We start from the raw sequence: 23,143 nt of genomic DNA, 5'->3' as shown, positions 1-23,143 counted from the left end.
TTTACCGACGTTTTGAGCTCAAATGACCCCCTGCGCCCTCAGCCAGCCCCTAATACATATGTGGGAGCGGGCTTGCCCCGCGATCAGGCCACCCCTGATCACACAAAAAATCGCCCCGCTCACCTGAGCCAAATCGACCCCCCACCCGGTAACCGAACCGTCATTCGCCTTTGTTTCCTTTGCCCCCCATCACGCCATCCGGGCCATTCGAGGAAACCCCATGCACCGCCCCCTGCTGTTCGCCGCCACCCTGCTGTTCGCCGCCACCCTGCTCTGCGCCGCCATGGCCCAGGCCAGCGACACCAACCCGATACCGCGCTCACCCGGCCAGCCCTACGCCGCCGGCACCCTCGCCGACCGCATCGTGCTCACCCCAGGGCAGAACGCCGCCACGCAGATGGCGGTCAGCTACCGCACCGACCTGGCCCAGGCCGACGCCGTGCTGCAGCTGGGCCCGGCCCTGGCCGGCCCGTCGCTGGAGGCCAAGGCCAGCCAGCTCGGCGGCAGCACCCAGCGCCTGGACGGCGACAACGGCCCGGCCAACTACCACCAAGTGCGCCTGGAGCACCTGCAGCCCGACACCGCCTACGTGTACCGGGTCAAGGGCAGCGCCGGCTGGAGTGAGTGGCACCAGTTCCGCACCGCCAAAGGCCAGTTCGCGCCGTTCAGCTTCGTGTACCTGGGCGACACCCAGAACGACATCCTCGCCATCGCCTCGCGCACCATCCGCCAGGCCCTGCGCAGCGTGGCGCAGCCAGCCCTGGTGGTGCACGCCGGCGACCTGGTGGCCTCGCGCGACGACCTGGCCCACGACGACGAATGGGGCGAATGGAACCAGGCCGGCGGCTGGTCGTACGCAGCCATCCCGCAGCTGACCGCCTTCGGCAACCACGAGTACCTCGAGCAACTGAACGCCGACGGCAGCGAAAGCCGCAGCCTGAGCCCCCACGTGCCGGCCCAGTTCGCCCTGCCGCGCAACGGCGCCGAAGGGGTGGCCGACACCAGCTACTACAGCGATTACCAGAACGTGCGCTTCGTGGTGCTGGACGGCACCTCGGCCCTGGACCTGGGCACCCTGCCGGCACAAACCGCATGGCTTGAAAACACTCTGCGCAGCAGCAAGGCGCAGTGGAACATCGTGGTCATGCACCAGCCGGTCTACACCTGCGCCCGCCCCGAAGACACCGAGCCGCTGAAGGCCGCCTGGCAACCTTTGCTTGAGCGCTACAAGGTCGACCTGGTGCTGCAGGGCCACGACCACTGCTACAGCCGCCTGACCCACGCCGCCGGGCGCCAGGCCACCGCTGCCGCGCAGCGTGCCAGGCAGGCCATTGGCCCGGTGTACATGGTCTCGGTGACCGGCTCGAAAATGTACGGCCTGAACGACCGCGCCCGCCGCCAGCCCGACCGCAGCGCCGAGGACACCCAGCTGTACCAGACCGTGCGGGTAGAGAAGGACCGCTTGCAAGTGCGCGCCTATTCGGCCGACGACCAGCTGTACGACGCCTTCGACATCCAGCGCGACGCCAAGGGCCGCAAGTTCCTGCACGAGCCCAAGCTGGCCTTGGCCGGCGAGCGCTACTGCGACGCCAGCACCGGCCCGGACGGCCTGCCCTGCACCGCACGCGGCAAGTGAGCGTCATCGGATTGAGATAATCACCCCGCATGCTGCCGGGTGGGCCACACATCCCTGTAGGAGATCACCCAGCCCTTCGGGCTGTGCTGTCGCGCAGAGAACTGGTCTCGCAGATGCACCGCGCCCCCTGTGGGAAGCGGCCTTGCCGGGGCGCCGTCCGGTCGAGATGGGCTGCGCAGCAGCCCCGGCAATTTTGCATGAGGCCGAGGCCCTGGGGCCGCTTCGCGCCCCATCGCGACACAAGGCCGCTTCCCACAGGGACCGTGTTAAATCAATGAGTTGCAGTTTGTTCTATGAGAGCCGGCGTGCCGGCGACAGGGCCCGCCCAGGCCACAACAACATCAAGGACGCCCCATGCCCCCGCTGCTCAAACGCCATGGCCTGACCCTCGCCGGCCTGCTGCTGGCCTTCAACGCCGGCCTGCTCATCTACCTTGCCGCCGGCAACATCAAGCCCTGGGCCGAAATCAACTGGATGGACGTGGCCGGCGAAGGCGGTACCTGCATGATCCTCTGTGGCTGGCTGTTCATGCTGCTGCGTGGCCGCCCGGTCGGCAGGGTCACCCGGCTGCTGTCCGTGGGCCTGTGCTTTACCGCGTTCTCCATGTGGATGGACACCCTCGACGAATTCATCCGCCTGCCCCCCGAGGCGATTTGGGACAACTGGCTGGAAACCGCGCCCATGCCGGTGGGCATGCTGCTGCTGACCCTGGGCATGTACCACCTGCAGCAGGAGCAGCGCGCCATCAGCGAGCAAATGCGCAAGCGCGAGCAGCTGTTCCGCGAGCACCGCCTGTTCGACAAGCTCACCCCGCTGGCCGGCGCCCAGTACCTGCGCCAGCACCTGCAACAGGCCATCGCCCAGGCCAGCGCCGAACAGCAGCCGCTGTCGCTGGTGGCCATCGACCTGGACGACTTCAACCAGGTCAACCTGCGCTATGGGCAGGACGAAGGCGACCAGGTGCTGCAGGTGGTGGCGCAGCTGCTGCTGCTCAACCTGCGCCAACAAGACATGCTCTGCCGCCTGGCCGGCGACCGCTTCGTCGCGGTGCTGCCCAACACCGGCGAGCGCCAGGCCCAGGCCATGGCCGAGGCGCTGCGCCAAAGCATCGCCCACCTGGCCCACCATACCGTGCGCCACGGCGAGCGCCTGCAACTGGCCGCCAGCGTCGCCTGCGTGATGGCGGTGGACGAAGACGAAGCGCAGTTGCTCAAGCGCCTCAACCAGGCCTTGGCCAGGGCCAAGCCACGCCAGGTGCGCAGCGCATGAACGGCTACGACAGCGACAGCCGCTTCATCGCCGCCCACCACCTGCCCGCCGCGCTGATCGACCTGGCGCGTTCGCGGCACATCGACACCCACCACCTGCTGCGCGGTTGCGGGCTGTTCTACGAGGACATCATCACCGGCAACGCGCAGCTCAGCCCGCAACAGTTCCTGCGCCTGATCGCCAACGCCCAGCGCCTGCTGGACGCCGCCGACAGCAGCTTTCTCTATGGCCAGCGCCTGTGGCCCGGGCACTACGGCGCCGCCAGCCTGTTGCTGGAGCAGGCCGACCACCTGCTGCAGGCGCTGGAGCGCCTGGGCCAGTACCGCGCCTTGCTGTCGCCGCTGCTGACCCCGGTGCTGCGCCTGGACGAGCAGTACCTGCACCTGTACTGGCGCGAAAGCTGCGCCATGGGCGAGCAGACCTTGTTCCTGCTCGAAGCCAGCATGACCGCCGTGGTCGCCCTGGCCCGCCGCCAACAGCACGAGCAGTTGCCATGGCGCTTTCAGTTCGCCCACCCGGAGCCTGGGTATGTGGAGCAGTACTGGGTACACCTGGGCGATGCGCTGGCCTTCGACTGCCCGTGCACGGTGATGAGCGTGCCGCGTGAATACCTGCTGCGCCCCTGGCCCGGCGCCGGCTCCACCGCCCAGCAGGTGGCGCGCCAGGCGTGCGATGCGCAATTGAACACCTGGGGTTGGCAGACGAGTTTTCTCGACCAGTTGCACGAGCACCTGCTCGGCCAGCTGCGCCAGCCGTTGAGCCTGGAGCGCGTCGCCTGCGCCTTCGCCACCAGCCCGGCCTCGTTCAAGCGCCGCCTGGCGCGCCAGGGCACGCATTTTCAGGAACAGCTCGACTGTGCCCGGCGCGACCTGGCGTTGTACCTGTATCAGGTCAAGGGGTATGGCAACGACGAGGTGGCGCAGATGCTCGGTTTCAACGACAACACCAATTTGCGCCGCTCGTTCAAGCGCTGGACCGGGCGGCTGCCGAGTGAGCTCAAGCCATTGGCGGGAGGGGCTGCGCTGTAGGGGCGGGGCTTGCCGCCGGGGCCTCTATGCCCTGATGCGGCCTTGAGACTTGCGCCAAGGCTGGCAACCATGGCCTGACAGGCAAACATCGCCCGAAACAAATGTGGGAGCGGGCTTGTCGGGGTGCCGAACCACCGCGAAGCGCCGCGCGGGCGGCGCTCGGTTTTAGACGCAGGGGAGTTTTCGTCGAACACCTGGCAGCCCTGATGCGATCACCCCAACAGTAATTGAGGTCGGAGGTGTGGCTTCAGGTATGTATCAAGGCTTCGAGGCGCATGCCTCCAGAGTGCATCAGGGCATACAGGTGCCCGACGAAAGCTTTGCAGCGCTCTCAAGATCGAGCGCCGCCCGCGCGGCGCTTCGCGGGCAAGCCCGCTCCCACATTTGTTGCAACGTGGCCATGCCTGTCAGGCCATGGTTGCCAGCCTTGGCGCATGTACCAAGGCCGCATCAGGGCATCAACGCGCATGTCCTCATGCCGCATCAGGGCACCTTGATACACACCACCGAGCATGTGAACTGCGCCCTGGCCAAGGCACTGAAGCCACAAGCGCGCACCCTGTAGAATCGCGTCCGCCTGACAGCGCCCTACCCCATCACAAACTGCCCCGCCAACGCCATCACCCCAACCAGCAACACCACCAACCCCAGCATCGTGGTCATCACCTCCGGGGTCGAGCCGCTCAGCCAAATACCGCGGCGGGGGTAGTGACCGAAGGTCAGCAAGCGCAACACCAACCAGCCGATGGGGTAACACACCACCCGCATCAGCGCTGCGAGCAAGTCGTAAAACAGCCATTCCTGCATGTCACCTGCGCTCCTTGCAAAACCTTCTGAAAAAAACCAAAGCTGCCGCGTCTATACACCACGCCGCATTTCCCGCCTAGCCTCCTCCCCCGCAATCCCCTTGCGCATAACCCTGGCATACCAAGGGTTTTTCCCTGCCAAACCCTGCACAAAACTTCGAAAATTGCGAGTAATCGAACGTAATTGCAAAATACAATCAAATCTTATTGATAAGTATTCTCATTCTGTTTAATAATTCTTAACTCAGTTGGCCAGCGGCCACCCGTGAGAATGCAACCCTCCTTCGACGCTATTTAAAGGATCAACGCCATGCGCGTATTGGTGGTGGAAGACGACCCCTCGGTCAGTCACTGGTTGGGCAGCAAGCTGCATGCATGCGGGCACAACTGCAGGATGACCGACAACGGCGAAGGTGCACTGGACATGATCCTGCGCGAAGCCTTCGACGTGGTGATCCTCGACCGCGTACTGCCCAAGATGGACGGCATCGAAGTACTCAACCAGCTCACCGGCAAGCCGCGCCCGCCGATCCTGGTGCTGTCGGCCAACGACCAGACCGCCGACCGCGTCGAAGGCCTGCGCGCCGGCGCCGACGATTACCTGGGCAAGCCGTTCGACTTCACCGAGCTGCTGCTGCGCCTGGAGCTGCTCGCCCGCCGCCACCAGCAGCACGCCCACGACGAGGTGCTGCAAATCGACGAGTTGCAGGTGGACCTGAGCCGGCGCACGGTCAGCCGCGACGGCCAGCGCATCGACCTCACCGACAAGGAGTTCAAGCTGCTGCAGGTACTGGCCGAGCACCGCGGCCAGACCGTCACCCGCAGCATGCTGCTGGAGCGCGTGTGGGGCTACCACTTCGACCCGCAGACCAACCTGATCGACGTGCACCTGTCCAAGCTGCGCACCAAGATCGACAAGGGCTTCGAACGCCAGATGATCCGCACCATACGCGCCATCGGCTATGTCCTTGGTTAACGCCTATGGCCTGCGCCAGTTGCTCAACACCAGCAACTTTCGCCAGGCCTCGACCATCGCTTTCGTCTGCCTGCTGGTGTCGCTGATCTCGATCGTGTGCAGCAACCACCTGCTGGAAGTGGTAACCCGCAGCCACGTGCGCGACATGATCCTCAACGACGTGCGCTCCCAGCAGTTGCACGGCAGCCTGCGCAGCACCGCGCAGGTGGTGGCGGCGCTGCAGCAACGCGAACCCACCGAGGCGCGCAAGGAGCACCTGCCCACGGTGGTCGATGCCCAGGGCCAGCTGCGCTATGGCAATGCCTGGCTGGTGCCGCAGTTCGACTGCGCCGGCGGCTGCCTGGGCAACTGGCGCCATGCCGTGGTGCCCGGTGGCAACGGCACGGCAGAGATTCTCGGCCTGCTGGTGCCGCTGGCCGATGGCGGCAGCTACTTCAGCGCCTACAACCTGCGCCCGATGCTCGAACGCACGCGGATCATCCCGCTGATGGCCGGTGCCACCATGCTGCTGGTACTGCTGTTGATCCTGCTCACCAGCCTGCCGTTCAGCCGGCGCAACCTGGAGCGCATCAACCACATCCGCGATGCCCTGGCCCGCTACGCCAGTGGCGAGCATGGCTCGCGGGTGGCCTGCCACAGCGACGGCGACGAGTTCGACCAGCTCGGCAGCGAGGTCAACCACAGCCTGCAGCGCATCGACCGGCTGATGGAGGAAGTGAAGAACATCACCAGCCATATCGCCCACGAGCTGCGCACGCCGCTGACCCGCCTGCAGGCCCGCCTGCTGAGCGTGGCCGAGCAGTTGCAGGACGAGCCGGCGCGGGCCGAGCTGATGCAGGCGGTGTCCGACAGCGAACGCATCCAGAGCCTGTTCCGTGCGGTGATGCGCATTGGCGAGGTGGAAACCGGCCGCTGCGCCCACCAGTTCGACAGCCACAGCGCGCAAGAGCTGCTGCAGGACATTGCCGACTACTACCAACCGCTTGCCGAGGAGCGTGACTGCCAGCTGAACGTGCAGTGCAGCCCGCGGGTGAGGGTGTACGGCGACCGCGCGCTGCTGTTCCAGGCCCTGGCCAACCTGGTGGACAACGCCCTGAAGTACTCGCCCAAGGGCTCGCCGATCAGCCTGCGCGGCGAGCAGGTGCGCAACCGTTCGCGACTGTGCGTGGCCGACCGCGGCCGCGGCATCCCCGACGCCCTCAACGACCGCGCCATGGCCCGCTTCCAGCGCCTGGACACCAGCGGCAACGTGCCCGGCAACGGCCTGGGCCTGACCCTCACCCGCGCCATCTGCGACCTGCACGGCGGCCAACTGCTGCTGATCGACAACCAGCCCGGGCTGTGCGCGACGCTGGAGATCAAGGCCCCCGCAGCCCCCGTTTCTACACGCCCGCTGTAGAAGCCGGCTTGCCGGCGATAGGGCCGGCACAGGCGAATGCTGGCACCGGCTTCGCCGGTGTTCGCGGCTAAAGCCGCTCCCACAGAATCTTCGTTAAATCACCGAGTTGTGATTTGTTCCATAGGAGATCACCCAGCCCTGCGGGCTGCGCTGTCGCGCAAGAACAGAATTCGTAAGCGCGCCACATACCCTGTGGGAGCGGGCTTGCCCGCGAACACCGGCGAAGCCGGTGCCAGACACCGCGTCGCCTGCTTCGCGGTGGTTCGGCACCCCGACGAGCCCGCTCCCACAGGGCCCGCAGCGGGTTCGTGCCCAGTTCTCTGCGCGACAGCGCAGCCCGCAGGGCTGGGTAATCTCCTACAGGGATGCGGCAAAACCTCTCACTTCCTTAAGCATTCTTAATACACCCGCCCTTGCCCGGTACATGAGAATAAATCTTAATACCAACCACTTCCCATCCACCCCTTCGCCCACCGGAGCCCGCCATGCTCAAGCGCCTCAAACTGTTCCTCAACGATGAAAGCGGCGTCACCGCCATCGAATACGGCATCCTCGCCGCCGCCATGGCTGCGGCCATCGGCGTGATCTTCGGCTCCGACGGTGTGTTCGTCACCGCGCTGAAGGAACGCTTCTCCTCCATCGCCGACCAGATCACCAACACCAACGCCCCCGGGCAGTAACCCGGAGCCCGGAGCGCCCATGGACAACACCCTCGCCCTCTTCGTGCTGCTGCCGGCGCTGGTGTTCGTGGTCGGCTCCGACCTGCTCTACCGGCGCATCCACAACCTGCTGGTGCTGGTGCTGCTGGCGCTGTGGTTGGTACAACCGGCCGCCGCGCTGCTGGGCTTCGGCCCCTGGCAACAGCTGGACACCCTCGGCGTGTTCAGCGCCATGGGCGCCTGCCTGCTGGGCGCGGCGCTGGTACTGCTGGTGGGTTGCGGGCTGTTCTTCCTGGGCCGGGTCGGCGCCGGCGACGTCAAGCTGATGGCAGTGATCTGCCTGTGGGTCGGGCCTGCCGACCAACTGGCGTTCCTGATCGTTACGGCACTGGCCGGCGGCCTGCTGGCCCTGGGCTTGCCGCTGCTGGCGCGTATCGAGCAACTGCTCGGCCACGGCGTGCAGCGCCTGGCCCGGCGCTTTCCGCGCCTGGGCATCCAGACCCCGATCGTGATCACCGAACACTGCCCGCAGGGCATCCCCTACGGGCTGGCCATCGTCACCGGTGCCCTCTACATCCTGTTCATTCCCATCCATTCCTGAGCACGCGACTTCATCATGAAAACCCCTTCCGTCCTTCTGCTGGCAGGCACGCTGCTGGTCGCCGGCAGCGCCGCGCTGCTGGTGCGGGTCATGCTCAAACCGGCCCCCGCCCCGGCACCCGTGGTCGTTGCGCCGCCGCCTGCCCCGCCTGCCCTGCCCGCCGTGCTGGTGGCCGCCCGCGACCTGCACCCCGGCGAGTTCATCGACGCCAATGCCGTGCGCTGGCAGCAGCTGGAAGGCGAGCATTCGTCGTTGCTGTTCTTCATCGACAACAAGGACAGCCTGGCAGTCGCCGTTGGTGGCACCGTGCGCCGCCCGTTGCGCGAGGGCCAGCCGCTGGCCGCCACCATGCTGATCAAACCAGGCGAGCCGGGCTTCATCGCCGCGGTGCTGCAACCAGGCCTGCGCGCCATCTCGGTGCCCACAAGCGCGGTGGCCAGCAACTCGGGAATGGTTTCCACCGGTGACCGCGTCGATGTGGTGTTGAGCCTGGACCGCGACAAAGAGAAGGAAAGCGCCGGTGCCGGTTCCGGCGTGCCGCGCTTGGCCTCGCAGACCTTACTGCGCAACGTGCGCGTGCTGGCACTGAACAACATCACCCGCGGCGCCCTGACCGTGCGTGAAGAGCAACCGGCAGAAAAGGACAAGAAGCGCTACACCAGCTTCGAGACCGTGACCCTGGAAGTGACCCCGGCCCAGGCCGAACGCCTGTCGGTGGCCAAGGAGGTCGGTACCCTGCAACTGGTACTGCGCGGCGCCCGCGAGCCACGCCAGCCGATGGTCACCGATGGCCGCAGCATCACCACCCTGAGCCAGGCCACCGGCCTTTACAACGGCATGAGTGCTCCCCAAGCCAAATTGCAGATGTTCCGCGGCGACGCCGTCGAGGAACGCGACCTGTCGCGCTGAACACGCCCCTACGCCTGCCACCTGACACCGCAGTTTTTCTGGAAGTGCCACGATGAAGTTCGCCCCTGCAACACTCGCCCCCTCACTGGCCCTGGCCCTCGGCTGCGCCCTGCTCGCACCCGGCGCGCAGGCCGAAACAACCCAGGCCGCCGCCCAGGAAAACCCCGCCGACAATTTCGAGACCTGGGGAGACCCGTCGATATACGCCAACCTGCCGGCCACCGGCCCTGACCCGGAACCGGTGACCGAACCCGCGCAACCTGCGCGCCCGCCGCTGCCACGCAAGCTGACCCAGGTACAACCCAGCGAAACGCTGAACCTCACCGTCAAGCAAGGGCGCCTGCTGCAACTGCCGGCCCTGGCCGCCAACGTGCTGGTGGCCGACCCGACCATCGCCAGCTTCCAGATGCCTTCGCCGGGCAACGTGTTCGTCTACGCCAAGGGCGCCGGGCGCACCACGCTGTACGCGCTGGATGCCAACGACCAGGTGATCAGCGCCATCAACCTCGAGACCCACTACGACCTGGACGCCCTGACCCGGCAGATCGCCGAGGAAGTGCCGGGGGTCAACGTGAACTTCGGCCCGGCCTCGGGCAACGGCCTGATCGTGCGCGGCAACGTGCGCACCCCGCAGCAGGCCAAGTTGGTGATCGATGCGGTCAAGGCCTACGTCGGCGGTGAAGACGACAGCACCGGAGGCGGCGGCGCAGGGGGCGGTGGCGGTGGCGGTGGTGGCGGCGGTGGTGGTGGTGCCCCAGGCGGTGGCGGCGACAGCCCGCGCATCGTCAACCAGCTCAAGGTCGAGCTGTCGTCCCAGGTGAACATCAGCGTGCGTATCGTCGAAGTATCACGCTCGATGACCACCTCCCTGGGCCTGAACTGGGATGTCGCACTCAAGGACGGCAACTTCTTCTTGCGCAACGGCAGCAGCCTGTTCGACGCCACCACCGGCGCCTTTACCGGCGGCACGGTGACCAACGCCGTGGCCGGCGGCGTGCGCACGCGCGGCTCGATGACCGTCGGCGGGTTGCTCACCGCGTTGTCCGAGGACGGCCTGGCCACGGTGCTGGCCGAACCCAACCTTACCGCCATGTCCGGCGAGACCGCAGGCTTTGCCGCCGGCGGCGAGGTGCCGATCGTGATCATGAACAACAACCAGGTGACCATCGACTACAAGCAGTACGGCGTGATCATGCGCATGACCCCGACCCTGCTGTCGCCCAACCGCATCAGCCTGCACGTGGCCCCCGAGGTCAGCGACCTGTCCGACGACGGCGCGGTCGACCTGCAAGGCTTCACCATCCCGGCGTTCAAGGTGCGCCGCGCCGACACTACCGTGGAGCTGTCCAGCGGCCAGAGCTTCGCCCTGGCAGGCATGCTGCGCAGCAACGTAGGCCAGACCGTCACCGGCGTGCCGGGCCTGAAGAGCCTCCCCGGCATCGGCCGGCTGTTCGAGACCGAAACCAGCAGCCAGGAAGACACGGAGCTGGTGATCATCGCCACTGCCTACGTGGTCGAGCCCACCGCCCCCGGCGACCTGCAAACCCCAGGCCGCGGCGTGCGTTCGCTGGACGCCGTGCTGCCGCTGCAAGCCACCGCCGGCTACCTGTTCTGAGGAGAACCGCCATGACCAAACGTGCCCTGCTGCCCCTGCTGACCCTGGCCGTGCTGTTGGGTGGTTGCGACCGCCAGCTCAACCAGATGCGTGAAACCCGCTTTGCCCCGTTCACCCCGGTCCCCCAGGCCACGGTGGCGCCATCGGCGCTGATGGCCTCGCTCAAGGCCAGCGGCAACGGCAGCTTCACCGCAGAATCGCTGGACAACCTCAACAGCCTGCTGCACGCCCAGGGCCGCCTGCACAACCAGCACCTGACCCTGCAGCCCTACACCCCCAGCGGCGACCGCCTGGCCCAACGCCTGGCCAGCGTACTGCGCGACCAGGGCGCCGCCGAGGTGAGCATTCGCCCCACCCGCCTGGACGCCGGCGAAGCCCGTGACTGGGACCTACAAGTGGTGTCCGAAGCCATCGTGGCGAAGATTCCCGACTGCAGCGTGGCCAACGCAAACACCTGGACGGTCAAGCCGTTCGAGGCAGTCGGGCAGCCCGGCTGCGCGGTGCGCGCCAACATTGCCGCGATGGTCGCCGACCCGCGCGACCTGGCCCGCCCGCGCACCCTCGACAGCGCCGACGGCATCAACGCGGTGGGCGCCGTCAAGCGCTACCACGAAGATGAAGTGCGCGAGCTGCTCGACATCGACTTCCAGGACTGACCGCCTTCGGCCGCTCGCAGAGAGAACCGCGACATGAACGACACAACCCTCCCCGCCCAGGACCTGATGCTGTTTGCCGCCAGCAACGAAGAGGCCACCCGCTTCGGCGAAATGCTCACGCGCCTGGGCCAGTCGGCCGAACAGGTCCTGCCCGGCGGCATTGCCGCCGCCATCGCCTGGTGCCGCAGCAACCCGCCCGCCGAAGTGCTGGTGGTGGACATCGAAGGCGACCCGCTGCCGCTGCAATCGCTCGAAGAACTGGCCCAGGTCTGCGACCCGTCGTGCCATATCGTCACCCTGGGCCGCAAGCAGGACATCGACCTGTACCGCACCCTGCTGCACAGTGGCGTGTTCGACTACCTGGCCAAGCCCGTGCCGCTGGACCTGCTGGCCACCACCGTGGCCCGCGCGCGCAACGGCCACAGCGTCGCCCATGGTGTGCGCAGCGGGCGCACCCTGGCCATCAGCGGCGCCTCGGGCGGCGTCGGCACCAGCACCGTGGCCGCCAGCCTGGCGCTGCTGCTGAGCGAGCAACGCCACACCCCCACCGCCATGGTCGACTTCGACCGCTGCAACGGTGACCAGAGCCTGCTGCTGGGCTTCGAGGGCGAAGCGGGCCTGGCCAGCGCCCTGACCAGCACCGAGCTGGACAGCCGCCTGCTGCAACGGGCCATGGGCCGCATCAACGAACGCCTGCACCTGCTGGCCCAGGCCCCCGGCCTGCGCCCGGCGCAGAACTTCAGCGTGGAGCACCTGCTGAACATCGGCGGCACCCTGTGCAGCATGTTCAACCAGGTGGTCTGGGACCTGCCCGCCGGCCGCCCGCATGGCAGCCTGGAAGTGCTGGCCCACGCCCAGACGCGCATCCTGCTCACCGACCTGACCGTGCAGGATGCGCGCAACCTGCACCGCCTGCTGCGCGAGATCGGCGACGAAAGCGAAGGCCAGCACCTGCTGCTGGTGAGCAACGCCGCCCGTGGCCAGCACCCGGGCGTGATCGAGCGCAGCCAGTTCGAGGACTTCGTCGAGCGGCGCATCGACCTGGCCCTGCCCTGGGCCGGCCCGTCGCTGCCCGGCAGCCTGCTGGCCGGCCCGCTCAAGCTGGCCGGGGCCCCGGCATTCCACAACGCCCTGCTCGACCTCGCCGACCTGGCCACCGGCCACACCCCGCAGCGCGTCGCCCAGGGCAGCGGCCTGATGGCCCGCCTGAAGCAGGCGCTGACCCGCCAGCGCGCCGCGTGAAGGAGCCCGACCGATGCTGATCAAGCAACCGCACAAACCCCGGCCGGTGCGCGCCGATGTGAAACACGCCGCCGAACAGCCGGCGCCGCCCAGCCAGGAGCTGCGCGCCACCAACACCCAGCGCAGCGCCCAGCAACGCCCGCAGGACACCCCCGGCGCGCAGAACCGCAAGCTGGTGCGCCACCACCTGTACGACCAGATCGACCCGCTCAAGGCCGCCGCCATGGGCCGCGACAAGCTGCGCCTGCAGATCGAGACCATGATCCGGCGCATCTGCGACGAACACCGCCTGCAGCTGTCGCGCCCCGAAGAAGAAGCCATCGCCGAAGAAACCCTCAACGAGATGGTCGGCATCGGCCCGATCGAGCCGCTGCTGGCCGACGATTCGGTGAACGACATTCTGGTCAACGGCGCAGGCCAGGTGTTCGTCGAGCGCTACGGCAAGCTGGAGCTCTCGCCGATCACCTTCGTCGACGAAGAACACGTGTTCAACACCGCCCAGCGCATTGCTGCGGCGGTGGGCCGGCGCATCGACGAAAGCCACCCGATGGTCGATGCGCGCCTGGCCGACGGCAGCCGGGTCAACGTCATCACCTACCCGCTGGCGATCGACGGCACCAGCATCTCGATTCGTAAGTTCATGCGCCGCAACATGTCGCTGGAGATTCTCGCCGAGCGCGGCGCGCTGTCCATGGACATGGTCGAGGTGCTCAAGCGCGCCATGCTGGCGCGGCTGAACATCATCGTTTCCGGCGGTACCGGCGCGGGCAAGACCACCCTGCTCAACGCCCTGTCGCAGAACATCAGCGACGCCGACCGGGTAATCACCATCGAGGACGCCGCCGAGCTGCAACTGCAGCAAACCCACGTGGTGCGCCTGGAAACCCGCCCGGTCAGCGCCGAGGGCACCGGCAAGGTCGACCAGCGCGACCTGGTGCGCAACGCCCTGCGTATGCGCCCCGACCGCATCATCCTCGGCGAGGTGCGCGGCGGCGAGTGCTTCGACATGCTCCAGGCGATGAACACCGGCCACGACGGCTCGCTGTCGACGGTGCACGCCAACACCCCGCGCGACGCCATCATGCGCCTTGAGAACATGGTGATGATGGCCAGCATGCAGCTGCCGCTGGAGGCCATCCGCCGGCAGATCGCCAGTGCCGTGAACCTGATCGTGCAGGTGGAGCGCATGCGCGACGGCGGCCGGCGCATCGTCTCGGTCACCGAGATCTGCGGCATGGAGAACGACGTGATCCAGACCCAGGAGCTGTTCGGCTTCAAGACCCACAGCGTCGATGCCAACGGCAAGCTGCTCGGCCAGTACGAAGCCAGCGGCCAGCGCCCGCAGTTCTACACCTCGCATTCGCACCTGTTCGGGGGCCACGCCTGATGGACGCCACCCTCGACCTGCTGACCGCGCTGGTGTTCCTCGCCGTGCTGCTGGCGGTGCTCGCCGCCCGCAGCCTGCGTGCCCGCGGCCCGGACGACAAGGCCATCGCCCAGCGCCTGGAGCAGCTCAAGGAAGACCTCGCAGGCGATGCCCGCAACGCCGACCCGCAAGGCGCCGCAGCGGGCATTCTCAAGGACCTGGAGCACACCCCGTTCGCCGACCTGCCGCTGCTCGGCCCGCGCCTGGCGCAGTTGTGGCTGGGCCTGCAAGTGCTGGGCTGGCGCCAGAGCCTGCCGATGCGCGCCGGCCTGACCCTGCTGGTGAGCTTCATGGCCGGCGTGCTGCTGGGCCGCGAAACCCCGTTCCCGGTGCTCGGCAGCCTGCTGCTGACGGTGCTGGCCTTCAGCGTGCTGGCCAGCATCGGCTACCGCAACGGCATGGCCCGCCACCTCAAGGAGCTCAAGCAGAGCCTGCCCGAGGCCATCGACGCCATCACCCGCACCGCCCGCGCCGGGGTGCCGGTGAGCAACGCCTTCGCCCTGGTGGCGCCGAACCTGCCCGGGCCGCTGTCGGTGGAGTTCGCCCTGATCGACAACTGGCTGCGCCTGGGCGTGCCGCTGCGCCAGGCCATGCAGGACTCGGCCAAGCGCGTGCCGCTCAACGAGTACCGCTTCTTTGCGGTGATTCTGATCATCAACCAGGAGGCCGGCGGGCGCCTGGGCGAAACCCTCGACCGCCTGGCCTCGACCCTGCGCGACCGCCACGAGCTGCACCTGAAGATCCAGGCCAAGACCTCCGAGGCCCGCGCCTCGGCCAAGATCGTCGCCTCGCTGGTGCCGCTGGCGCTGGGTTACATGTACATGAGCGCGCCGAAGGACTTTCGCTTCCTGCTCAACGACCCCACCGGCAACGCCGTGCTGTTCTACGCCTTCGGCAGCGTCGGCCTGGGCCTTTTGATTACCCAGTTGATGGTCCGGAGGGTGTCCTGATGGCCTGGTATGACGACCCCCTGCCAGCCCTGGCCATGGCCGTGCTGCTGGCCGGCATCGGCCTGCTGCTGATCGGCCTGCACCGCCGCGCGCAACCGGCGCCCCTGCGCGCCCGGCTGCTCGGCGAGGCCGCAGGCGATGGCGCCGAGCGCCAGGCCGACAACCTGGCCCGCGATCAGGGCCTGCAACTGCCGCCGCGCCTGCAAGCGCTGCTGCTACCCATCGCCCGGGTGGGCGAGCAACTGGCCGGCAGCGACAACGACAAATACAAGCTGCGCCGCCTGCTGGCCATGGCCGGGTTGCGTAGCCGCCAGGGCCTCGGCCTGCTGATGGCCGGCAAGCTCTGCCTGGGCGTGCTGCTGGCGGTGGTGGTGCTGTTCGGCCTGGTGCCGGCCGGCTCGCGCCTGGGCCTGAACGGCCTGGCCGGCGGCCTGCTGGCACTGTTCGCCGGCACCACCCTGCCCGAGCTGTGGCTGCGCATGCGCAGTGCCCGGCGCGGCGAGCGCCTGGCACGCAACCTGCCCGATGCCCTCGACCTGATGGTGATCTGCGCCGAAGCCGGCCTGCCGCTGGGGCGGGTGCTGCAGGTGGTGTCCAAGGAGCTGGCGCTGTCGGCGCCGGAGCTTGCCGATGAGCTGCGCTACACCTGCGCCGAGCTGCAAATTCTGAGCGACCGCCCGCGCGCCCTGCTCAACCTGGCCGAGCGCACCGGCGTGAGCGGCATCGAAAGCATGGTCGCTACCTTGATCCAGGCCGAGCGCTACGGCACGCCGCTGTCGCAAGCGCTGCGGACCATTTCCGAAGAGAGCCGCAAAACGCTGATCCTCAGCCTCGAGGAGCGCGCCGGCAAGCTGCCGGCCCAGCTAAGCGTGCCACTGATGACCCTGATTTTGCCCCCTATCGTTGCGATGATGGGCGCACCTGCACTGGTGCGCGTCATCCGCCTGCTCAGCCAATGAAGCGAGACCCGAACATGCGTGCCCACCGCCTTACCCTGCTCACCGCCCTGCTGGCCCTGACCCTCAGCGGCTGCGCCAACCTCGGCAGCCTGGCCAGCCGCGAGCCTGCGCTGGACAAAGAGGGCCGCGAGGCCCTGAAGCTGGCCCACACCCTGCGCGATGCCCAGCGCCTGCAAGCCGCCCACGGCGTGTATGCGCGCATGGACGAGCGCCACCAGCTCAGCGGCAGCTACCTGCTCGAATACGCCAGCATCGCCTCGGCCGTGCGCCCACCGCGTGAGGCCCTGGGCCTGCTGGAACGTGCACGGCTGTCACTGGGTGGCGATGTCAAAGCGCTGCCGGGGCCGCAGCGCCTGGCCCTGTGCGCAGGCCTTGGCCGCGCCCGCCTGGCCCTGGGCCAAAGCGCCCAGGCCGAACGCGACTTCCGCTGCGCGGTGCAGGCCGACCCACGCAACACCCAGGCGCTCAACGGCCTGGGCGTGGCGCTGAACCTGCAAGGCCAAAGCGAGCAGGCGCGCCAGCAGTTCGACGCCGCCTTGCAGCTGGACCCCGGCTACACCCCGGCGCTGAACAACCTGGCCCTGGCCTGGCTGGCCGCCGGCGACACCACCCGCGCCATCGGCCTGCTCAACCAGGCGCGCGGGCTGGACGATATCTCGCTGCAACTGAACCTGGCCCTGGCCTATGTGCTGGCCGGCCACGACGACACCGCGCGCAACGTGCTGCTGGAGCACCTGGAGCCGGCCCGCGCCGACGCCATCCTGGCCAGCTTTCGCAACGCCCAGTCGCGGGTACAGGCCGGTGCACCGCTGACCAGCGAGCTGCTTGCCGCCAGCCAGCACCCGCTCAAGCTGCTCGAGGACTGAGGCGATGATCGCAGCCCGCCTGCGCGCCCTGCTCAGCCAGCAGCACGGGGTCACTGCGGTGGAAACCGCGCTGATTCTGCCGGTGCTGCTGTTCGGGGTGATGATGCTGTTCGAACTGGCGCGCATCTCGCTGATGATCGGCATCGGCAACCTGGGCCTGGAGCGCGCCCTGCAAGACTTTCGCGGCGACAAGGCGTTCTACCGGCAAACCCCCGAGGCGTTGCAGGACGCCATCGAGGAACGCCTGGTGGACTATTCCTACGGCCTGCTGAACAAGGACAACTTCGTGGTGGAGATCTTCACCTTCGACACCCTGCGCCAGTTCGGCGGCGCCGAGGCCGACAAGGAGATCGACGACCAGGACCAGTCGCCGCCGGTGCTCAGCGTCACCGTCGACCTGACCCAGCCGTTCATGACCCCGTTGCCGATGCTGTTCGGCATTGGTGATGCGTTCCAGTACCAGTACCGGCAGTTGCTGGGCAACCTGACCAGCGACAAGGCGGAGGACTATTGAGCATGCGCCTGCGCAAACGACAGCGCGGCAACGCGCTGGTAGAAACCGCTCTGATTCTGCCGCTGCTGATCGGCATGACCCTGGTGATCGCCGACCTGTACAACGTCAGCCAGGCCCGCGCCCACCTGGAGCGCGCCGCCCACACCCTGGCCAGCACCCTGGCGATGCACAACCGCCTGGACTACGACGGTGTGCAGGCGCTGGTCAACGGCGTCGCCCCCAGCGAGGTGTTCGGCAGCTATCAGTTGGTGATCACCCGAGTGGAGCTGGACCGCAGCCTGAAGTGGAAGCCGCTGCACCGCGGCGACGAACAGGACCTGTGCCCGGTGTACTCCAGCGGCACCACCTACAATGCCGAGCTGCCCGAGCGCACGCTCACCGAAAGCCGCGACGACGAGGACAAGATCGACTCGGCGATGCTGGTGGTGCAGCTATGCCGGCGCAGCGCCGACCTGGCCCTGAGCAGCGACCTGCTGGTGGACAAGGACATCCAGGCCCTGGCCTTCGCAAGGGTGGTGTACAACGACGTGACGCTGGACAAGCAGTTGACCGAAGAGATCGGGCTTGAAGATGAGGGCGAGTGAGCCGCCCCTAATCTTCAGCCCTGCACGGTCCGTGTAGGAGATCACCCAGCCCTTCGGGCTGCGCTGTCGCGCAGAGAACTGGTCTCGCAGAAGCACCGCGGTCCCTGTGGGAAGCGGCCTTGCCGGGGCGCCGTCCGGTCGAGATGGGGCGCGAAGCGGCCCCAAGGCCTCGGCCTCATGCAAAATTGCCGGGGCTGCTGCGCAGCCCATCGCGACACAAGGCCGCTTCCCACAGAGACCGCGTTAAATCAATACGTTGTAGTTTGTTCTATCAGAGCCGGCTTGCCGCGATGAGGCCCGCACAGGCTTGTGAATACGACACTCCTTTCTCGTTACCCCAGCAATTCCACCCCTCCTGTCAATAAACATTGCGTTTCCAAACCCGCATGAATTTTCAGAAGCAGCTGGCATATTTATGCCAACGAACTCCTTAGGCTGCGCGCTTCACTGACAAGGAGTTCACCCCATGGCTTTTCATGGCTACATGACCATCACCGGCAAGCAGCAAGGCCTGATTTCCGCTGGCTGCAGTTCGCAGGAATCCATCGGCCACCACTGCCAGCACGGGCACCGGGACGAAATCATGGTGCTGTCCTTCAACCACGGCCAGGTCAACCCGGCCAACGCCCTGCGCGGCACCCACCACCCGGTGTTCATCACCAAGTACATCGACAAGGCCACGCCCCTGCTGGCGCAGGCCGTGGATGGCCGGGAAGTGGTCGAGTGCGACATCCACCTGTACCGCACCCACCCCGGCGGGCACCGCGAAAAGTACTTCTCGGTAAAACTCGGCGGCGCGCTGATCGTCGCCCAGGACCTGGAAATGCCCCACGCCATCCTGATGAGCGACCAGGACGCCGAAGAGCGCCTGAGCATCAGCTACCGCACCATCAGCTGGATCCACCACGCAGCCAGCACCAGCGGCCACGCCTCCTGGGCAGAACAGCCATGAGCCAGCGCGGCGACTATGGCGACCGGCTGGACGATGCCTTCTGGGAGGTGAACGCAGCCGCCTCGCGGTTTATCAGCTACGGCTGCGGGGTCAGTGCCCGGCATTTGCGTGATCGCAGTTTGCGCATGCAGTTCAACCGCGAGCTGGCGTATTACGCAAAGCGTGTGGTGGAGGATGTGTATCAGCGGCGGATCAGTCCGGAGCAGGGGTTGGAGGCGATACAGGGTGAGGCCAACAGCCTGAAATCGCAGGCCAATCGGATATTGACGCAAGTGGGCGGGATGGTGGGCGGGACCTCGCAGCTTCTTACCGGTATACGCAGTTGCGTGCGTAGCTTCGGGTCGACGTGTGCGTTTCACGGGCTGCCACTGATTGCCCATGGAGGTAACAACTTCTACGAAAACGCCAGAGGGATGTATGAAGGGCGAACAGATGTAGTTGGGCCAGTCAGAAAAACCTATCAAGAGGTCGCTCTGCGGATGGGCTATAGCGAGCGAGAAGGGAACATCGCCTACTACGCTACCGACCTATTAATTTCTGGAAGTGCGCTTGCCAGAAAAATTCCAAAAAGAGGTGCATGGCGCCTATACCACTACATGAGCACTGACAAGGAGCGGGCGATCATGCAAATGGGTAAGGGAGCATTATCTGTCGAGATTTTCACTTCCGGCCTCACACTTAAACAACTGATCGACGAATACAAAAAATGAAACTACTGGGACTCATCCTATTGGCGTTAATCGACGTCAGGCTGCGATTGGCCCTCAATAAATACGTATTCAAGGACATGATGCGAGCCTGGCAATTTTGGGGAGAACTCATCTATGCGACTTGTATGGCTGTCATTTACTTCGAGATTATGGCGGGAAAAGGTGTCATTGAGTTCCAATTGGAAACGATGCACATGGCCAGTTTCTGGATCATGACCACGGTAACGGGAGCCATGATTATTTTTCATGCGTTGGCATTCACTCACCTCTTTGACAGGTGGCGCCGTTGAGAATTAACTTGAAACAACTGGCCGACGAATACAAAAATGAAAATTGCGACACTGGCGACATTTGCGGCAGGCGATATAATTTTGAGCCTATTACTCAGGCGATTCATCTTTGTCCGCATGACGCGCAATTGGCAGACATGGGTAGCTTACCTTTATACCGTGTTCTTTTCCGGTCTTTACTTCCTACTTCTGGGGGATAACGGCTTTGTAGCGTTTGAGTTTGATTCCTTCTATTCCGTTGGCTACTGGATGCTGGTGACATACAGTTTTGGAATGATTGCTTTTCACTGGTGGGTGTCCGGCTTTTTTCACGAGCATCCATAATTTTTAAATTGTGCGACCGGTCGGGAGAAAGATCCCAGAAGCCTTATGCGCCCGGGGGCCAACTTCCGGCCCGACCTTAACTTATCCGTCGAAAATACAAAAATGAAACTGCTTGGACTCGTCATCTTCGCACTATCCGACGCAGGACTGAGATTGGTGTTAAATAAATACATATTCAAAGACATGATTCGAGCTTGGCAGCTTTGGGGCGCACTGTTCTATGCCATGTGGCCGGTTGAAACGTATCTCGAAATTCTCGGCGGGCGTGGGATCATAAAGTTCCCACTGGCTTCCATGCATCCTGTTGGGTTCTGGAGCGTAATTATCATAGCCAGCGGGATGATCCTGTTTCATGCATTGGCATTCACGAATCTTTTTGACAGATGGAGGCGTTGAACGGGTGGCTGTCTTGTGCTGCCTGTGCCGGCCTCATCGCCGGCAAGCCGGCTCCTACAGGTACCGCGCAAGTTGCAGGGCTTTGCGGTCGGTGTGGGAGCGGCTTCAGCCGCGAACACCGGCGAAGCCGGTGCCATCCACCGCGTTGTCTGCTTCGCGGCTGAAGCCGCTCCCACAGGGATCGCATGACCTTCAGGTTTGCGTTGTACCTGTAGGAGCCGGCTTGCCGGCGATGAGGCCGGTACAGGCAACACAGGAACGTTGCTCGCGCCGGGCATTAGGCCCTTCAGGGTAACCGCATCAGGGCTGCCAGGTGTTCGCCACAACCCTTGCAGCGCCTATGAGATCGAGCGCCGCCCGCGCGGCGCTTCGCGGGTAAACCCGCTCCCACAGTTTGTTTCGGGCCAGTCTCTCCTGTGCCATCACCTGGTCCGCCTTGTCGGTACGACGCGGTTTCAGCGTGGGCGTTGCCGCCGCTTCACATGACTCAAGGCATGCACCAAGGCAGGCGCCGGTACTTGCACAGGCATAACTGGCCCGAAACAGATGTAGGAGCGGCCTTGTGCCGCGATGCGCCGCGCGGGCGGCGCTCGATCTCATAGGCGCTGCAAGGGTTGTGGCGAACACATCACAGGCGCCGCAAGGGCCATGGCGAACACCTTTCAGCCCCACCCCCTCCCCCACCCTTAAGCATTCTTAATAAACCGCCCATTGAGCGATATTGGGAATTATTCTTATCTTTGCATCCCGCGTGATTCCCCTGCCACGCCACCCCGGATGCCCCGACGCCCATGCTCTCCCGCAAAAAAACCATGACCGCCGCCCGCCACCGCCAACGCGGCAGCATTGCGCCGTTCATGGTCCTGGCCTTGGGCGGCGCGCTGCTCGCCACTGCCTATGCCCTGGACACCAACCGCATGACCAGCAACGCCGCCCAGGTCAAGCGCGCCACCGACGCCGCCGCCATGGCAGTGGGCAACGAGCGGCTGATGAAAAACGAAAAATCGCCCACCGTGCTGCGCGAGCTGGCCTACGGCTACGTGGTCAACAACCTCGGCATGGACACCAGCCTGGCCAGCCAGATCAACCGCGACAGCGTCGAACTCGAAGAACAGACCGGCGAAGACGAACGCATCCGCTACAAGGTCGAAGTGCGCTTCAAGGCCGACCCCGAGCTGCTCGGCGGCGAGGTCAAGGACATGCGCGTGCACTCCACCGTCGAGGTGGTGGCGCGCTCCACCGAAGTGGCCATTGTGCTGCCCAACAGCGGCACCGAAGGCGCCACCGAACTGGCTGCCCTGCGCCAGATGTTCAAGCGCTTCGCCGGGCAGTTGCTGGACGATGACGAGAACAGCGAAAAACGCATCTGGCTGTCGCTGGTGCCGTTCAGCCAGGTGGTCAACGTATACGACCCCGACGACACCGGGCGCCTGCGCCGCTGGGCCACCGCCGCGGCCATTCGCCCGGTGGAGCTGACCTCGCTGTGGCGCACCGGCATCCGCGACCTGTCCGACGGGCGCATGCCCGACCCGCGCACCGAACGCCTGTGCATGAACCGCGGCATGTACCCGGGCCAGGTGTACTACTGGGATCAGCCCCCTACCGGCCAGTTCACCCGCGTGTACTACCGCCACGACCTGCCCGAGAACCACCCGCTCGAACCCAGCATCAGCTGGACCGGCCCCAACCCTGACTTCGGCCAGGCCACCGGGGTCAATGACACCCGCTTCATCATCGGCAACGTCGGCTGCCCGCGCGCCGCACTGCTGCCGCTGACCAACCAGCTGAAAAAGGTCGAGGACCGCCTCGACGAAATGCGCACCGGCTTCAACGTCAACTACGCCATCGGCATGGGCTGGGCCGGCCATGCCCTGTCCCCCGAAATGCGCGGCAGTGCCGGCTGGGGCGACAGCGAGCTGCCGCTGGACTTCCCCGACAGCGACAAGGCGCAGAACGCCAAGATCATCGTGATGCTGGCCAACACCACCGGCGACTGGTTCGACACCGACGCCTACAACGCCGGCAAGGTCGGCGAAGCGGTGCAAAACGGCAACAACGACCCGGGCGGCACCGCCACCGCCAGCCGGCGCTTCCAGGACCTGTGCGAGAGCTTTCGCAGCCGCCACCTGAAGTTCCATTTCATCGGCGTGCGCCCGGGCGACCCGCAGGACTTCGGCCGCCAGCTGTTCGACCGGGTGGCCGGCATCCCCCTGCAAACCTGCGCCCAGGGCGGCGGCAGCATGACCTACGCCAACGCCCCCACCTTCAACGAAGGCCAGGAGCAGATCCAACACCTGCTGGACGACATCGCCGACAAGATCAAGCACGAGTTTTACGCCCGCCTGGTCGAGTGACCCAAGGCCGCGCCCGCATTCA

The 23,143-nt window shown here is 65.9% G+C and carries 23 protein-coding genes; 22 read left to right on the top strand and 1 reads right to left on the bottom strand.

What is annotated here, in order from left to right; all coding sequences use genetic code 11:
- Positions 1-220 precede the first annotated feature (220 nt).
- From KSS93_RS13270 to KSS93_RS13260, 3 genes are all read left to right on the top strand, one after another.
- The gene (locus KSS93_RS13270; protein ID WP_217888640.1) at positions 221-1,636 is read left to right on the top strand and encodes a purple acid phosphatase family protein; all 1,416 of its coding nucleotides are present in this window, start codon (positions 221-223) and stop codon (positions 1,634-1,636) included.
- A 354-nt stretch (positions 1,637-1,990) separates the two neighbouring features.
- Positions 1,991-2,905 (top strand): GGDEF domain-containing protein, encoded by a 915-nt coding sequence (locus KSS93_RS13265; protein WP_217888639.1) that lies wholly within the window; start codon positions 1,991-1,993, stop codon positions 2,903-2,905.
- Positions 2,902-3,933: an AraC family transcriptional regulator ligand-binding domain-containing protein gene (locus KSS93_RS13260; protein WP_217888638.1), complete on the top strand. Its 1,032-nt coding sequence runs from the start codon at positions 2,902-2,904 to the stop codon at positions 3,931-3,933. The genes KSS93_RS13265 and KSS93_RS13260 overlap by 4 nt, the downstream gene beginning before the upstream one ends.
- A gap of 588 nt (positions 3,934-4,521) precedes the next feature.
- Here the strand turns inward: KSS93_RS13260 and KSS93_RS13255 are convergent.
- A complete protein-coding gene (locus tag KSS93_RS13255) occupies positions 4,522-4,740 on the bottom strand; it encodes a hypothetical protein (protein WP_217888637.1) in 219 nt (72 codons plus the stop codon).
- A 309-nt stretch (positions 4,741-5,049) separates the two neighbouring features.
- Between KSS93_RS13255 and KSS93_RS13250 the strand changes: the two genes are divergently transcribed.
- The 19 genes from KSS93_RS13250 to KSS93_RS13160 all read left to right on the top strand — a co-directional run bounded on the left by KSS93_RS13250 (position 5,050) and on the right by KSS93_RS13160 (position 23,121).
- On the top strand, positions 5,050-5,715 hold the full coding sequence (locus tag KSS93_RS13250) for a response regulator transcription factor (RefSeq protein ID WP_217842940.1): 666 nt from the start codon (positions 5,050-5,052) through the stop codon (positions 5,713-5,715).
- Positions 5,702-7,114: a sensor histidine kinase gene (locus KSS93_RS13245; protein ID WP_217888636.1), complete on the top strand. Its 1,413-nt coding sequence runs from the start codon at positions 5,702-5,704 to the stop codon at positions 7,112-7,114. The genes KSS93_RS13250 and KSS93_RS13245 overlap by 14 nt, the downstream gene beginning before the upstream one ends.
- A gap of 485 nt (positions 7,115-7,599) precedes the next feature.
- Positions 7,600-7,794 (top strand): Flp family type IVb pilin, encoded by a 195-nt coding sequence (locus KSS93_RS13240; protein WP_217888635.1) that lies wholly within the window; start codon positions 7,600-7,602, stop codon positions 7,792-7,794.
- A 19-nt stretch (positions 7,795-7,813) separates the two neighbouring features.
- Positions 7,814-8,374, top strand: a complete 561-nt coding sequence (locus tag KSS93_RS13235) for a prepilin peptidase (RefSeq protein ID WP_217888634.1) — start codon at positions 7,814-7,816, stop codon at positions 8,372-8,374.
- A 15-nt stretch (positions 8,375-8,389) separates the two neighbouring features.
- Positions 8,390-9,283 (top strand): Flp pilus assembly protein CpaB, encoded by an 894-nt coding sequence (gene cpaB / locus KSS93_RS13230; RefSeq protein WP_217888633.1) that lies wholly within the window; start codon positions 8,390-8,392, stop codon positions 9,281-9,283.
- 52 nt (positions 9,284-9,335) lie between these two features.
- Positions 9,336-10,898 carry a type II and III secretion system protein family protein gene (locus tag KSS93_RS13225; protein ID WP_217888632.1) on the top strand — a complete coding sequence of 521 codons (1,563 nt, stop codon included), beginning with the start codon at positions 9,336-9,338 and terminating at the stop codon, positions 10,896-10,898.
- 11 nt (positions 10,899-10,909) lie between these two features.
- On the top strand, positions 10,910-11,554 hold the full coding sequence (locus KSS93_RS13220) for a CpaD family pilus assembly lipoprotein (RefSeq protein ID WP_217888631.1): 645 nt from the start codon (positions 10,910-10,912) through the stop codon (positions 11,552-11,554).
- Between the two features lie 33 nt (positions 11,555-11,587).
- Positions 11,588-12,796: a CpaE/TadZ family protein gene (locus KSS93_RS13215; protein WP_217888630.1), complete on the top strand. Its 1,209-nt coding sequence runs from the start codon at positions 11,588-11,590 to the stop codon at positions 12,794-12,796.
- Positions 12,797-12,809: 13 nt separating this feature from the next.
- Complete coding sequence (locus tag KSS93_RS13210) at positions 12,810-14,183, top strand: TadA family conjugal transfer-associated ATPase (protein WP_217888629.1); 1,374 nt, start codon at positions 12,810-12,812, stop codon at positions 14,181-14,183.
- Positions 14,183-15,172, top strand: a complete 990-nt coding sequence (locus tag KSS93_RS13205) for a type II secretion system F family protein (RefSeq protein WP_217888628.1) — start codon at positions 14,183-14,185, stop codon at positions 15,170-15,172. Before KSS93_RS13210 ends, KSS93_RS13205 begins: the two co-directional genes overlap by 1 nt.
- The gene (locus tag KSS93_RS13200; protein ID WP_217888627.1) at positions 15,172-16,131 is read left to right on the top strand and encodes a type II secretion system F family protein; all 960 of its coding nucleotides are present in this window, start codon (positions 15,172-15,174) and stop codon (positions 16,129-16,131) included. Before KSS93_RS13205 ends, KSS93_RS13200 begins: the two co-directional genes overlap by 1 nt.
- A 14-nt stretch (positions 16,132-16,145) precedes the next feature.
- Positions 16,146-16,997: a tetratricopeptide repeat protein gene (locus tag KSS93_RS13195; RefSeq protein ID WP_217888626.1), complete on the top strand. Its 852-nt coding sequence runs from the start codon at positions 16,146-16,148 to the stop codon at positions 16,995-16,997.
- Positions 16,998-17,001: 4 nt separating this feature from the next.
- Entirely contained in the window at positions 17,002-17,511 is a 510-nt protein-coding gene (locus KSS93_RS13190) for a TadE/TadG family type IV pilus assembly protein (protein WP_217888625.1), read from the top strand.
- Positions 17,512-17,513: 2 nt separating this feature from the next.
- Positions 17,514-18,095 carry a TadE/TadG family type IV pilus assembly protein gene (locus KSS93_RS13185; RefSeq protein ID WP_217888624.1) on the top strand — a complete coding sequence of 194 codons (582 nt, stop codon included), beginning with the start codon at positions 17,514-17,516 and terminating at the stop codon, positions 18,093-18,095.
- A 466-nt stretch (positions 18,096-18,561) separates the two neighbouring features.
- Positions 18,562-19,047: an Hcp family type VI secretion system effector gene (locus KSS93_RS13180; protein ID WP_217842925.1), complete on the top strand. Its 486-nt coding sequence runs from the start codon at positions 18,562-18,564 to the stop codon at positions 19,045-19,047.
- Positions 19,044-19,757, top strand: a complete 714-nt coding sequence (locus KSS93_RS13175; RefSeq protein ID WP_225917343.1) for a DUF4225 domain-containing protein — start codon at positions 19,044-19,046, stop codon at positions 19,755-19,757. The genes KSS93_RS13180 and KSS93_RS13175 overlap by 4 nt, the downstream gene beginning before the upstream one ends.
- Complete coding sequence (locus KSS93_RS13170) at positions 19,754-20,047, top strand: hypothetical protein (protein ID WP_217888623.1); 294 nt, start codon at positions 19,754-19,756, stop codon at positions 20,045-20,047. Before KSS93_RS13175 ends, KSS93_RS13170 begins: the two co-directional genes overlap by 4 nt.
- Positions 20,048-20,083: 36 nt before the next feature.
- Positions 20,084-20,371: a hypothetical protein gene (locus KSS93_RS13165; protein WP_217888622.1), complete on the top strand. Its 288-nt coding sequence runs from the start codon at positions 20,084-20,086 to the stop codon at positions 20,369-20,371.
- A gap of 1,187 nt (positions 20,372-21,558) precedes the next feature.
- Positions 21,559-23,121, top strand: a complete 1,563-nt coding sequence (locus tag KSS93_RS13160) for a Tad domain-containing protein (RefSeq protein WP_217888621.1) — start codon at positions 21,559-21,561, stop codon at positions 23,119-23,121.
- Positions 23,122-23,143 lie beyond the last annotated feature (22 nt).

Source organism: Pseudomonas xanthosomatis, assembly GCF_019139835.1.
GTDB lineage: Bacteria > Pseudomonadota > Gammaproteobacteria > Pseudomonadales > Pseudomonadaceae > Aquipseudomonas > Aquipseudomonas fakonensis.
This window is presented reverse-complemented; position numbering and strand designations above follow the sequence as displayed.

Bases quoted from the DNA above. Each gene is read 5' to 3' on its own strand.
- KSS93_RS13255 (WP_217888637.1), bottom strand. From the start codon at position 4,740: ATGCAGGAATGGCTGTTTTACGACTTGCTCGCAGCGCTGATGCGGGTG.
- KSS93_RS13195 (WP_217888626.1), top strand. From the start codon at position 16,146: ATGCGTGCCCACCGCCTTACCCTGCTCACCGCCCTGCTGGCCCTGACC.
- KSS93_RS13225 (WP_217888632.1), top strand. From the start codon at position 9,336: ATGAAGTTCGCCCCTGCAACACTCGCCCCCTCACTGGCCCTGGCCCTC.
- KSS93_RS13175 (WP_225917343.1), top strand. From the start codon at position 19,044: ATGAGCCAGCGCGGCGACTATGGCGACCGGCTGGACGATGCCTTCTGG.
- KSS93_RS13210 (WP_217888629.1), top strand. From the start codon at position 12,810: ATGCTGATCAAGCAACCGCACAAACCCCGGCCGGTGCGCGCCGATGTG.
- KSS93_RS13220 (WP_217888631.1), top strand. From the start codon at position 10,910: ATGACCAAACGTGCCCTGCTGCCCCTGCTGACCCTGGCCGTGCTGTTG.
- KSS93_RS13165 (WP_217888622.1), top strand. From the start codon at position 20,084: ATGAAAATTGCGACACTGGCGACATTTGCGGCAGGCGATATAATTTTG.
- cpaB (WP_217888633.1), top strand. From the start codon at position 8,390: ATGAAAACCCCTTCCGTCCTTCTGCTGGCAGGCACGCTGCTGGTCGCC.
- KSS93_RS13185 (WP_217888624.1), top strand. From the start codon at position 17,514: ATGCGCCTGCGCAAACGACAGCGCGGCAACGCGCTGGTAGAAACCGCT.
- KSS93_RS13235 (WP_217888634.1), top strand. From the start codon at position 7,814: ATGGACAACACCCTCGCCCTCTTCGTGCTGCTGCCGGCGCTGGTGTTC.
- KSS93_RS13160 (WP_217888621.1), top strand. From the start codon at position 21,559: ATGCTCTCCCGCAAAAAAACCATGACCGCCGCCCGCCACCGCCAACGC.
- KSS93_RS13240 (WP_217888635.1), top strand. From the start codon at position 7,600: ATGCTCAAGCGCCTCAAACTGTTCCTCAACGATGAAAGCGGCGTCACC.
- KSS93_RS13190 (WP_217888625.1), top strand. From the start codon at position 17,002: ATGATCGCAGCCCGCCTGCGCGCCCTGCTCAGCCAGCAGCACGGGGTC.
- KSS93_RS13265 (WP_217888639.1), top strand. From the start codon at position 1,991: ATGCCCCCGCTGCTCAAACGCCATGGCCTGACCCTCGCCGGCCTGCTG.
- KSS93_RS13270 (WP_217888640.1), top strand. From the start codon at position 221: ATGCACCGCCCCCTGCTGTTCGCCGCCACCCTGCTGTTCGCCGCCACC.
- KSS93_RS13200 (WP_217888627.1), top strand. From the start codon at position 15,172: ATGGCCTGGTATGACGACCCCCTGCCAGCCCTGGCCATGGCCGTGCTG.
- KSS93_RS13250 (WP_217842940.1), top strand. From the start codon at position 5,050: ATGCGCGTATTGGTGGTGGAAGACGACCCCTCGGTCAGTCACTGGTTG.
- KSS93_RS13205 (WP_217888628.1), top strand. From the start codon at position 14,183: ATGGACGCCACCCTCGACCTGCTGACCGCGCTGGTGTTCCTCGCCGTG.
- KSS93_RS13215 (WP_217888630.1), top strand. From the start codon at position 11,588: ATGAACGACACAACCCTCCCCGCCCAGGACCTGATGCTGTTTGCCGCC.
- KSS93_RS13260 (WP_217888638.1), top strand. From the start codon at position 2,902: ATGAACGGCTACGACAGCGACAGCCGCTTCATCGCCGCCCACCACCTG.
- KSS93_RS13170 (WP_217888623.1), top strand. From the start codon at position 19,754: ATGAAACTACTGGGACTCATCCTATTGGCGTTAATCGACGTCAGGCTG.
- KSS93_RS13245 (WP_217888636.1), top strand. From the start codon at position 5,702: ATGTCCTTGGTTAACGCCTATGGCCTGCGCCAGTTGCTCAACACCAGC.
- KSS93_RS13180 (WP_217842925.1), top strand. From the start codon at position 18,562: ATGGCTTTTCATGGCTACATGACCATCACCGGCAAGCAGCAAGGCCTG.